This is a genomic window from Pseudoalteromonas distincta, from assembly GCF_000814675.1.
Taxonomy (GTDB): Bacteria; Pseudomonadota; Gammaproteobacteria; order Enterobacterales; family Alteromonadaceae; genus Pseudoalteromonas; species Pseudoalteromonas distincta.
The window spans coordinates 90,500-102,554 of the sequence record NZ_JWIG01000008.1; the positions used below are offsets into that span (position 1 = coordinate 90,500).

11 protein-coding genes are annotated in these 12,055 nt (G+C 37.7%); 5 read left to right on the forward strand and 6 right to left on the reverse strand.

Going from position 1 to position 12,055, the window contains the following annotated elements; all coding sequences use genetic code 11:
- Positions 1–67 precede the first annotated feature (67 nt).
- Together QT16_RS06225 and QT16_RS06230 are read right to left on the reverse strand one after the other, a co-directional pair.
- Positions 68–1,999, reverse strand: coding sequence for an alpha/beta hydrolase family protein (locus tag QT16_RS06225; RefSeq protein WP_024598254.1), 1,932 nt, complete (start codon positions 1,997–1,999; stop codon positions 68–70).
- 43 nt (positions 2,000–2,042) lie between these two features.
- Positions 2,043–2,651: a flavin reductase family protein gene (locus QT16_RS06230; protein ID WP_039487183.1), complete on the reverse strand. Its 609-nt coding sequence runs from the start codon at positions 2,649–2,651 to the stop codon at positions 2,043–2,045.
- A gap of 120 nt (positions 2,652–2,771) precedes the next feature.
- Here QT16_RS06230 and QT16_RS06235 point away from each other — a divergent pair, with 120 nt between their 5' ends.
- The 3 genes from QT16_RS06235 to QT16_RS06240 all read left to right on the forward strand — a co-directional run bounded on the left by QT16_RS06235 (position 2,772) and on the right by QT16_RS06240 (position 4,994).
- On the forward strand, positions 2,772–4,289 hold the full coding sequence (locus QT16_RS06235) for a cryptochrome/deoxyribodipyrimidine photo-lyase family protein (protein ID WP_039487186.1): 1,518 nt from the start codon (positions 2,772–2,774) through the stop codon (positions 4,287–4,289).
- Positions 4,290–4,291: 2 nt separating this feature from the next.
- Positions 4,292–4,432, forward strand: coding sequence for a DUF2256 domain-containing protein (locus QT16_RS20560; RefSeq protein WP_002958154.1), 141 nt, complete (start codon positions 4,292–4,294; stop codon positions 4,430–4,432).
- A 124-nt stretch (positions 4,433–4,556) separates the two neighbouring features.
- Positions 4,557–4,994 carry an OsmC family protein gene (locus QT16_RS06240; RefSeq protein ID WP_039487188.1) on the forward strand — a complete coding sequence of 146 codons (438 nt, stop codon included), beginning with the start codon at positions 4,557–4,559 and terminating at the stop codon, positions 4,992–4,994.
- Positions 4,995–5,336: 342 nt separating this feature from the next.
- On the opposite strand, the gene QT16_RS06245 is transcribed toward QT16_RS06240, so the two are convergent.
- Complete coding sequence (locus QT16_RS06245; protein ID WP_002958152.1) at positions 5,337–5,519, reverse strand: 2TM domain-containing protein; 183 nt, start codon at positions 5,517–5,519, stop codon at positions 5,337–5,339.
- A 247-nt stretch (positions 5,520–5,766) separates the two neighbouring features.
- Here QT16_RS06245 and QT16_RS06250 point away from each other — a divergent pair, with 247 nt between their 5' ends.
- Positions 5,767–6,513 (forward strand): EAL domain-containing protein, encoded by a 747-nt coding sequence (locus QT16_RS06250; protein ID WP_238719425.1) that lies wholly within the window; start codon positions 5,767–5,769, stop codon positions 6,511–6,513.
- A 47-nt stretch (positions 6,514–6,560) separates the two neighbouring features.
- Here QT16_RS06250 and QT16_RS06255 read toward each other — a convergent pair whose 3' ends face one another.
- The gene (locus tag QT16_RS06255; RefSeq protein WP_039487193.1) at positions 6,561–8,048 is read right to left on the reverse strand and encodes a dipeptidase; all 1,488 of its coding nucleotides are present in this window, start codon (positions 8,046–8,048) and stop codon (positions 6,561–6,563) included.
- A 249-nt stretch (positions 8,049–8,297) separates the two neighbouring features.
- Between QT16_RS06255 and QT16_RS06260 the strand changes: the two genes are divergently transcribed.
- The gene (locus QT16_RS06260) at positions 8,298–8,489 is read left to right on the forward strand and encodes a DUF2986 domain-containing protein (RefSeq protein WP_039487197.1); all 192 of its coding nucleotides are present in this window, start codon (positions 8,298–8,300) and stop codon (positions 8,487–8,489) included.
- Between the two features lie 2 nt (positions 8,490–8,491).
- Here QT16_RS06260 and QT16_RS06265 read toward each other — a convergent pair whose 3' ends face one another.
- Complete coding sequence (locus QT16_RS06265) at positions 8,492–9,454, reverse strand: TDT family transporter (RefSeq protein ID WP_039487199.1); 963 nt, start codon at positions 9,452–9,454, stop codon at positions 8,492–8,494.
- Positions 9,455–9,665: 211 nt separating this feature from the next.
- Positions 9,666–11,831, reverse strand: a complete 2,166-nt coding sequence (locus QT16_RS06270; RefSeq protein ID WP_039487200.1) for a TonB-dependent receptor — start codon at positions 11,829–11,831, stop codon at positions 9,666–9,668.
- Positions 11,832–12,055: the final 224 nt, after the last annotated feature.

A 12,055-nucleotide genomic window follows, 5' to 3' on the forward strand; every position in this document is an offset into this window, starting at 1 on the left:
ACAAAGGAAGATTGTGATCAAAAAAAGACAACCTAAGTTGTCTTTTTGCTATTTAACTGGAGTCTGGCTATTTATTTTTTTTCAAATGTTTATCAAAAAAGTCTAAAAATGCCTGAAGAGTTTTAACTCTGTGCTCTTGATAAGATAAGTAATGATCGCCATCCTCAAGCTCAATATAAGTAACATCTTTTGCTTCATCATCAAGTTCATCCTGCATTTCTCTACTATGATAAACAGGTACCACACTGTCGTCAGTTCCATGTACAAGCAATATTGGTCTTGTTATTTTTTTAGCAAAATTCACTGGAGAATTAGCTTCTAGTAAATCATCATCAGTTCCAAACTGCTTTCTAACGATATTTTTGTTTGTAAAGTGTCGTGCTTTACTCACTAAATACTGTAAATCACTTACCCCAGCAAAACTAGCTGCACATTTAAACGTTTCTGGGTGCTTAATTACAGCCATTAACGCTGCATAGCCACCATAGCTAGCACCACCAATACAAATGCTATCTGCTTGTGCTATTCCTTGGTCAATTAACCAGTTTGCACCGTCTTGCAAGTCATCTTGCATAGCCAAACCAAAACCTTGGATTGACTGCATTAAAAAGTCGTGCCCATAGCCACTCGAACCACGGAAATTAGGCTGTAAAACAGCATATCCGTTATAGGCTAATAAAGCTGTCCAGTAATCAAAATTAGCATAATCCCTTGCCATGGGGCCGCCATGTGGAAATATAATTGTTGGTAACTTATCACCTTCTTTATATTCTACTGGTAGAGTTAGATAGCCTTCTATTTTCAAGCCATCTCTTGCCTTGTAGCTAATGCGCTTTTTGCCTCTGTATACAGAGGCATCTATTTGCGGATAAACATCAGCAATTGCACTCACCTGCTTTTTTACTCTATCCCCAAATAAATAACTACCCGACGTTTTGTCTGAGCTAATATAGAGTATATATTTTTGCTGATCTTTACTGGTACTTACAATGTCTAATTTATATTCATCTTTAGGGAGCGATACGCGCAAAGAACGATGTAATTTATCTAAGTCTTTATCCCAATATTTAATACCATCATCTAAATGGGAATCAGTAAAGCCTGCAACTTCGCCAGTTTGTTGTGAATAAAAAATAGACCCATCAAAATCATATTTACTATTACTGTAAATTAGCTCGCGAGCTTTAGTCGTTAAATTGAGTTTAAATAATGCATCGCGCCCTTCATGTAACGCAGTGATGTATAAAAAATTAGAGTCTTTATCAAACCCTAATATAGAAATACTTTGCTTACTAAAAACCTCATAATCAAATAAAGTTTCCCACGACTGTTTATTCTCATCAAAATAATCGTAAGTAAATTGCGTATCGTCCATTTTTTTTGCAATACGAACTTTACCTTGCCTGTCGGCAAACCAAGTAACAACATTACTGCGTGGCCTTTGTATTTGGGTCTTACGTAATGTGGTTAAATCTAACTCATAAACTGCTGGGGTATTTGCTATTTTAAAATCCCCTTGAACTAAAATTTTATTTTCTTTTTCAGGTAAAAAACTAACAATTCGGTCTGAATATTGTGGCTGGATTTCATCTCTTACTGTGTTGGCTTTAAAAGCTAATTTAAGACCTTTATCATTTTTAAAGTTATACGCATACATAAGCGTTGATGTATATTTAACTCCGCCAAACTGATATTTTATATAGCGAGCACCAAGTAATAGTACGTCATCATTTGCCCAGTTATACCAATCAAAAAACACTGTATGGTTATTTGAGTTTATAATTGGTGTAGTAACCCCCGTCTCCAAGTTTTTAACCATTAAGATTAAAGTACCTTGATGATTTCTTACAAAAGCGAGGTTCTTACCATTGGGAGATAGCTTAACTTGGCTAAAATCTTTTAAGCCTGCAAAAACTTCTATAGGTAGTTTTTTATCTTGTGTGGCAAAAGAGCCAAAACTTTGCAAAGCAATTAACAAAGTGAAAATGAACTTAAACATTCGTAAATCCTTTTATTATTGTATTCCTAAGTAAACGATTATTTCACAACTGTGGCCTTTTAAGCAAAAACTTATCTTTGGTTGTACTAAAGTAATCGCCGCCCATTTTGCCCACTGCATTTAATAATTCAGGGTCAATATAGCCACCACTCATCACTTCATCGTCTATACAAATACCCACTACATCCAGCAACATCATTTTTCCGCCGCCAGGCTCATTTGAAATACTAATAACTTCGCGTAACTTACATTCAAACCTTACTTTTGAATCGGCAACACTTGGCGTATTAACTAACTTACTTGGAGCTTGGGCAATGTTTGCTGCATCAAATTCGCTTATATCACTAGGATAATTTGCACAACTTTGATTCATTTTTTCAACTAGCTCTTGGCTAACTATATTAACCACACATTCTTTAGTTGCCATTAGATTACTGAGCGTATCTTTATTCGTTTTATCACTAGGGTTTACTTGCGTAACACTTAAAACAGGTGGCTTGCAGCTAGCCACAGTAAAAAATGAATAAGGCGCAATATTTGCAATACCTTCGCTATTTAATGTACTTATCCATGCGATAGGCCGTGGGCTTATACCGCCTACTAAGTAAGAGTAAACATTTTGGTTAGTATTTTCGGTGAGATCTAAAAACATACATTTCCTTTTAATACATTAAAACTAAATCTTAATTCAAGGTAGTTACGTATAGGTTTGGCTAACTCAATTAAATAACAAGTTAATTTTTATTTCTATTTAAAGCAATAAACCAATTATATGAAAATAAACATCGTGTGGTTTAAACGTGATTTACGTCTTAGCGATCATCAACCATTAAAAAATGCATTTAGTAATGGCTTACCGACCCTGTTACTTTATAACTTTGAGCCATTACTGCTCGAAGATGCACACTACAATGAGCGGCACTGGCGCTTTGTATATCAATCAATAGTTGAGTTAAATAATCAGCTAGCGCGTTTTAACGCCTGTGTTTATATATTTAATTTAAATATGAACGATTTACTTGAATCGTTAAAGAAGCAGTTTGAAATAGTTAATATTTTTAGCCATCAAGAAATAGGCTTAAACAACACCTTTGAGCGCGATAAGGCAATAAAAGCATGGTGCCAGCATAACCACATTAATTGGCAAGAGTCGCAAACAGGCGCGGTAATTCGCGGCAAAAAAAATCGTAATAATTGGAACGAACGCTGGCAGCAAACAATGCAAGCACCTATTGCTGTTCCTAATTGGAAGAGTATAAAAACAATTACTCTTAATAACTATCAAGCACCTGAGCTGCCTAGCGCTTACACGCAAGATCACGACAGCTTTCAACAAGGTGGCCCACTGCATGCGCGAACTGTAATGCAGAGCTTTTTTGCCGAGCGTGGTAAAGGTTATCAAAAAGGAATATCGAGCCCAAGTTTAAGCCAAACCCACTGCTCTCGGCTTTCCCCGTATTTAGCGTGGGGGAACATTAGCCTTAGGCAAGTGTATCAAATGGCCATTGATGAATATCATTCAAAACACCCTGACAAAAGAGGTTGGAAACGCTCACTAGCAGCGTTTGTATCGCGCTTGCATTGGCACTGCCACTTTATGCAAAAGTTTGAAAGCGAGTGCTCTATGGAGTTTTTAGCCCTTAATCCGGGTTATCACGTATTTCCGTATCGTAATGATGAACGAGTGAAAAACGATATTGAACGCTGGGCGCAAGGTCAAACAGGTATTCCCATTATTGACGCTTGCATGCGCTGCTTAAAAGCCACCGGTTATATCAACTTTAGAATGCGCGCCATGCTTGTAAGCTTTGTCACGCATCATTTAAATATAAGTTGGCAGCAAGCAAGCTTTCCGCTCGCTAATTACTTTTTAGATTTTGAGCCAGGGATTCATTATCCGCAAATTCAAATGCAAGCCTCGGTCACAGGTATTAATACCATTAGGCACTACAACCCAATTAAACAATCAGAAGATCAAGACCCTACAGGTTCGTTTATTAAAAAGTGGTGCCCAGAGCTTGAGAAACTCCCTATTGAATATTTACATCAGCCTTGGGAGCAAACTCCGATGGAAGCACTCTTTAACGACTTTAAGTTAGGGGAGGATTACCCTGAACCCATGCTTGATTTAACAGCGGCTTCAAAAGAAGCACGCGAGCGCTTATGGCAATACCGTGAGCGAGCCGATGTTAAACGCGCCATAGGGAAAATTCTTAGAAGGCACGTAGCAACTACGCCAAAAACAACCCAAGTAAAAAATAACACTAAAAGTAACAGTAAGGCTAAGTAAGCATGGCGCACAAAAAGCTAAACTTACCTCAGAAAATATGCCCTATTTGTAATAAACCTTTTACGTGGCGTAAAAAATGGCAGCGCGACTGGGATAACGTTATTTACTGTTCAGAGCGCTGTAAACGAAATAAACAGGGATAACAATTAACTGGCGCCTATTTTGCAGCATCATCTGTAATTAGTGCTTTTAAGGCTTTATGTAAGCTTATTTTGTAAATAACGCTTATCTAACCTGAAAAGCTTACACTCTAGCAAGGAGAAGATGATGACGATTAAAAAAACGGCAAGTTCAACATGGTCTGGCGACATTAAAACAGGCAAAGGTAGCATATCAACTCAAAGTGGCGCGCTTAACAAACAACCTTATGGTTTTAATACCCGCTTTGAAGATAAGGCAGGCTCAAATCCTGAAGAATTAGTAGGTGCAGCTCACAGTGCATGTTTTAGTATGGCACTTTCGCTTGCATTAGGTGATGCAGGCTTTACCGCAGATAAAATTGATACTAAAGCCACTGTAAGCCTTGATGAAGTAGATGACGGTTTTTCAGTAACGCATATTGCCCTTGAGGTAAAAGCGCGTATTGATGATATTCAAAACGAGCAGTTTCAAGCCTTATGTGAGCAAACTAAAAAGAGCTGCCCTATTTCCAAGCTCTTAAATACCGAAATATCACTAGATGCGACACTTCAATCAGCATTTTAACTATTTAGGTTTAGACTATTATAAGTAGAACACATTAAATTAAAGCCAAGTAAATTATTACTTGGCTTACTAGGGTCTGTTGATCTTTCAAGGTTAAATTTGCAGCAGTCTGTTTGGTATTTAGGCAAGGCAGAGCCTATGTAGTGTGGTTATTCCCCATAAATGGGCGATAACGTAGCATTAATGCCAAACAGGCGCTGCCCAAAGGGTTCTTTCTAGGGGCTATTTACTCTTTGTTGCTCGGTTTTTACTTAGCCCACTAGGTTACAAACCTCGCGCCGCGATTAAATAGCCCCTAGTTTGAACAAATTTTAATCCGCAAAGATCAACAGACCCTAATCATCAAGATACCTTTTTAGAGCTGCTTATACCTAAGACTTCAGATAATAAAGCGATCCCCATGCCTAGCGCGGGCCAAATCACCCATAAGGTGTTTGGTGATGTAATTAAATTAATTAATCCTAAAAACACTAAAGCAACTGCATACTGTTTAAAACTTTGAAATATTGTTGTTGATGTATTCATGTTTATCCTCCTGTTAATGTATAAATCTATTTTTATATAAAAACGAAATGTAAACCCCTGCCAAATGTCATTAAATAGCATGACATTAGTCATAATATCACTCACATATAAATAATTACTTATTACGTTAAAAAAAATATAAACTAATACTTTAATCTGTTTGTGTTAGCATCTACCCTCAACTAACTTTAAAAATAAACATAAGAGGATGAACTAAGTTATCGAAAAATCAAAAGATTGTGAAAAAGTGACATGTAGTAATTGTGCTGACGCTAACGATCTCGAATTTGATTTTTCTATGGCTTTTCAACCGATTATAAACTGTAAAACTCGCCTAATTTATGGCTATGAAGCATTGGTTAGAGGTTTAAATGGCGAGTCTGCTTATTCAATTATTTCAAAAGTGAATGAAGACAACCGCTATGCATTTGATCAGCTTTGTCGTATTAAAGCCATTCAACTAGCCGCAAAGCTGGGCATAACATCAATACTAAGCATTAACTTTTTACCTAATGCTATTTATAAACCAGAGCGATGTATACGCACCACACTAGAAGCTGCAAAAAAGTATAACTTCCCAATTCAAAATATTATGTTTGAATTTACTGAAGTAGAAAAAATAGAAGACACCGCACACATTAAACGCATTGTTGATTACTATCAGTCTCTCGGATTTAAAACCGCCACCGATGACTTTGGTGCAGGTTATTCTGGTTTAAATCTACTGGCTGACTTTCAAACAGATATTATCAAGCTGGATATGGCGCTCATACGCGATATTAACAACGACAAAAAACGCCAACTAATAGTAACTCATTGCTTAAATATGTTTCGCGATTTAAACATAACCGCACTAGCTGAAGGCATTGAAACAGTAGAAGAATATAAGTGGCTTAAAAACGCAGGTGTTGAGCTTATGCAAGGGTATTTATTTGCCAAACCAAGCTTTGAAAACTTGCCTGAGGTAAATTTTAAGGACATAGGTGCTGATTAGTACTCAACACCTATTATTAAACCTTATTGAGCCTAAGTACGTTTAAACTACATATTACCTAGCTCTATCATCATTGCTGTGTACATACGTAAATTCAGTTCAAGTTGCTCAAGTGTCATAAATTCATGCTCTGAATGACCTGTGTAGCGCTTACCTGGCATTGAAGGGCCAAACGATACCGCATTATCAAACAGCTTTGCGTTAGTGCCACCACCTATTGATACAAAGTCAGCTTTTTCGTCGCCCGTAAAATGCTTGAAAATATCAAGCAGCTTTTGCGCATGCGGCGCGCCATCAAGTAGCATAGGTGTGCCAATAATTGTTTCTATGTTAGCAAGTGTTACATTGTTAGTAGCTTGCCAATTAGCGAGTGCATCATCAATTTGCTTTTGTAATACAGCTTCGTCTTTACCCATTGGGCGACGTGCATTTACAGCAAGTGTTAGCGCATTACCATCGCGTTCAATAACTGTTGGTGCCACTGTCATTGGGCCCATAAAGTCGTGCTTGTAAGCTATTTCGCCAAATTGTTTACCATGAATATCTAAACCAATTAACTGATTCACAAAGCCGATTAGCTCGCCGTCACTGTTATTTTCAAGCTCCACACCTTTAAATAACTCAGCTAAATAAGCAATAGCATTTATACCCGACTCCGGCTCAGATGAATGCGCCGACATACCTTTAACGCTTATTGCTAAACCATTACTTTTTTCACTAAAGTTAAATTCAACTTTATTTAATGTTTTAGCTTTTGCTTTTAATGTATTAATAAGTGCCGCGTCTGCATTGTGCAAAACTAAGCTTGCATCTTCTGGAATTTGGCTTCTAAACGCACCGCCAGTTACATCCTTTACATATAAACCCGTCTGTGGTGATGTTGCATTAAAAGTAGGTGCAATTAAGCTCCAGCCTTTCTCGGCTACCACTACAGGGTATGATGCATCAATCGTTACTGCATATTTTGGTTGTTCATACGTTTTCATAAATTGAGTAAGCGGACCCCAATCAGACTCCTCAGCAAGGTAAATCATAAGCTCAATACGGTTATTAAGGGTTATGCCTTTATCTTTAATTGCTTTCATAGCGTAAAGCGCTGTTGCTATTGCACCTTTGTCGTCTTCCGTACCACGACCAACTAATTTACCCGGTTCAGATGTATCAATAATAAAAGGGCTTTGTTTCCATTTGCTTGCATTAGCAGGTTGCACGTCCCCGTGGGTTACTACCGTTACTTTTTCGCTTTGCTCGCCCATACCAATTAATACGGTGTAGCCTAAATCTTGGTAGTCAAAACCAAGCTCTGCGGCTTTCATTTTTAAAAGTGCTTTAAAGCCAATAAAATCGGGATTTTGAGGGGCTGTAATGTCGCTTTTATTAACCGTCGGAAAAGCCACTAAGTTAGTTAGTGTGTGTATTTGAGCATTTTGGTAGGTATTTACTGCGTAATCGGCAACGCTATCAATATTTTTATTTAACTGCGCATGTGCGCCAAATGCAAATAAAGCAATACTGGCTAAAGCTAACTTTTTCAAAACAATTCCCATTTAATTAATAACTAAGAGCGGTAATTATAACGCTATGAAGTACCTACTTATAGCTCTTTACGCCAAACACACAGGTAACTTAAGGTAAATAACCGAAACTCTGGATAATAAATCTATCTCAAGCAGCTATTTTCAGCGCTAACTGCGTTGAACTTACTTGCAATAGGCCAAGTAAATCTATTGCCCAGAGTTCATGTTAAATATTTATATAGCAGCTTTTATGAGGATGACTGTATAATGCGCGACTTAAAATTAAGAGAGTATTTAATTGTGAACCGTCGTAAAAAAATCGTCACTAAATTTCAAAAGAAAGATAAACGCACTAACGCTAAATTGCATAAAAGCAACAAACCGTCTTATGTATCAAAAGCTGAGCGCGAAAAACTAGCTGAACAAGAAAGTAATGAGCCACAGGTAATCCAAGAGTAGCTTTATGTTACCTGTTGCTTTGATAATTTAAAGTGGCAAAAGTACCGACCACTTACAAAACATACCACTGCCGTGGCAACTATAAGTTCAAACGTAGCTAAGTAATTAACTGTATCTACATATGGCATTGCGAGGTTTATACTTTGCATCCAATCAGCCATTTTAAATAATGCAGTTGCCCCAATAACCATTGGAAATGTAAAAGCAGCGTAGCTCGGCGTAAAAGGTCTGCTTAATAACTTTATAAATAACACATATACAATCAGTGTTTTTATTATCGCTAATATAAATAATGCCCCCACTATAACAAGTGACGGATTAGCTACAACATGAAAATACCCCGCTAATGTTAAACTGGCAGGCGCAGCTAAAATGGCAAGTGTTGGCTGTATTTCGTAGTCACTTTTTAATGCTAATAAAAAACGATAAAACATAATTGGCAGCATTATAGCGTACGTTGATATACCAATAACTAACGCACTATATGCTAACCACGCTAATGTCGGATTTCCCGAAAAAGTAACATCTGCAATAATTATCCCCACTGGCGGCACAAACCAGCTGGGCGCCATATCCTCAAAGTTAAACTTTTTTGCTCGCTGGTATAAAAAACTCACCAAAAATGTGAGATGCAGCACAAAAGCTAAAACCCACATAATGTCGCCAGCTAATGAGCTAAATTGCCCAACTGAGTTTGAAATAACAAGATTAGCCATTGCAAATGTAGGGATCACACTTCCTGCAATTGGGTGTGCTAAATCGGCTTTTAATAAATGAGGGTGCAGTAAAAACTTAGCAGCCAAAAGTAAAACTAATACGCCAGCTAGTACCGCTCCCAAAAATTGCCCTTGGGAGTTTAAATTAAAAACGTTTTCCCATGTCCACCCCATACTGGCAATACCCAAAGCTAAACCGGCCATAGCTGTTGGCGCACCCATCACTTTATTTTTAAATTGCTTAAACACTGTATTTCCTAATCATTGGGTGATGAACAAGTTACTGCTTTTTACTGCATTGCCTTAAAATAACGCTGTAAAATTAGTACAAGCGTGCTTAATAGAACGCTTTTTGCGTACAAATATTTCATAAAAATAAGTTTACGGCTTACATATTAAAGCGTATGAAAAAAGCCATAACACAGTTATGGCTTTTACTTTATTTTAAAATTTAATTTAGTTAAAACGCGTAACTAATGCTTACATTAAATGAACGGCCCTGCCCAGCAAGTTGTTCAAACCCGTTGCTGCTATCTTGTTTAAGTGCCGCAATACTTACGCCGCCTAGTGGGAGTTGATAGTACTCATCAAACACGTTACTCACTTCTGCGCTTAGCGTTAATGAATCCCATGTGGCTTTAGAGCTTAAATTAACCAAGCTGTAGCTGTCTGTTTGGTTTTCAAAACGATTATTATCTACACGTGTTTTAGTATCTACCCACTGCCAAGATAACGCATTTTCAAATCGACCCATTTGCTGGCTAATACCTAGCTGGGTTTGCAGTGGTTTAATTTGATAAAGCGGTTGGTTAGTATCGTCTCGCTTACCTCTGGTATTAGTAACATTAGCGTGTAACTGCCAGTTACCTAATTGCTTAGATTCATAAATGTTGGCTGTTAAATCTATTTTTGCACCATATAAAATGGCATCTACATTAGTAAACTGCAAAATGTTACGCGCTGTGTTGTCCAAGTCATAACTATTGAAGCTTCTTACAATATCAGCATCAATATAATCATTCACATCTGTATACCAAACATTGGTGCTTAATCGCCAACCATCATCTTTAGCCTGCTTAATATAAGTAGCACTTAAAGTATGCGCTGTTTCAACGCCTAAATCAGGGTTACCAATATAGCCATTACCATCGCCATACCAACCAATCATGGTGGTTGCCATATTACTTACGCCCCAGCTGTATCGCTCGTATAAATTAGGCGCGCGGTTTTTACGGGCAAGACCAAATTGCAGCTCATCATAATTTGTTATTTGGTAGTTAATTAATAAGTTAGCATCAACTATAGTGTCGGTTTTATCTCTGTCGCCAGCATTAAAGTTCTGTGCAGCAACTGTATTATCTGTAGACGTATCGCTCATGGTCATACTTTCCATACTGCCCATATCGCTCATATCGTCCATATCCATCATGCTCATACCGTCGTTGTAAGGCTGAACCTCACCTACTTGGGTATTAATACTTTCAATGCGTACGCCTGCGTTTAACCACAGTTTTGTATTTATTTGGCTCTCATATTCAGCAAATGCTGCTATGCGCTCTCGTTTGCCATTATTTATATTTACGTAATCGTTTGGTCCCATCATGGTTGAGCCTTCAATACCTGGCCACCAATCATCAATGCGGTAATTGTAATATTCTTGAGCGAGTAAAATACTGCTGCTTTTATTAAGCGCGATACGCCATTTAAGCTGCGTACTTATATCTTGTGCATCGGTTTTCATTCGCATCATGCCTGTTTTTTCTTCACTGAAAAAACCCATTTCGTGCTTTACGCTATGCCAGTTAACTTGCCCTTCAAGCTCGCTGTTATCAAAAGAGCGTTTGTATTGAGCTATTGCACCGTAACTGGTGTTATCGGTCATATCCATATACTGATTTGCAAATCCTTGATACGGGATTTTTTGATGCGTTAGCTTTATAACTAATTGCTGTTTATCATCGCGCATAGCGGCAGTTAAACTATGATTTTGTGCTCGATACAATGTATCTAATGCTACATCGCCGTTACCGTCTTCATAACTATCTGCATCACTAAACGACCCCTGATAATTAAGGCTAAACGTGTCACTTGCTAAACGTGCACCTACGCCAAGTTTACGTCCGTTATCAACACTACTGTACTTTGCTGACACATAGCCTGAGTGCCAATCTAATTCATTGCTATTGCTATACTCTGGTGAAATAGAATTAACGCTTATTACGCCAGCAATATTATCGCCGCCCGCGCTCACTGGCGACACGCCTGCAACCACATTGTAAGACGTAATTTGATTAGCCGAGATATACGACAGTGGCGGGTTCATATGATTAGCGCATGCAGCGGTAACATCTGCACCATCAACTAACACTTTAACTCTGTCGCCCATTAAACCATTTAAAATAGGGAGGTTAGATACGCCGCCCGCAGCTGAAAAGTCGACACCTAAGTCACTTAATAACGATTCTGAGGAACCAAGTGCTAAATGCTTATTTTGAGCATGTCCGTGTACATCAATTACTTCTAAAGACGTATCGTCGGCAAATGCAAAAGGAGATAGCACACAGCTAATAAAAAGTGCGACAGGGGAAAGTAAGTAAGTTTTTTGAGTTTTGCTTTTATAAACCATTGTTAATTTATGCCACTGTAATAATTGGCGTAATTATAGTGTGAACTACAAAAGCAAAAGCGCGACATATTGTCGCACTTTATCAAATTAGCATGATCTTAAGTGCTTTTATTATACGAATCGACCTAGGTTTAATTAAAAAATTGGAGTGAAAATTTTATCTATTTTATTAATTTTTGACTAATGGCAGAACATAAGGCCCATTACATTTAGTTATATTTTTA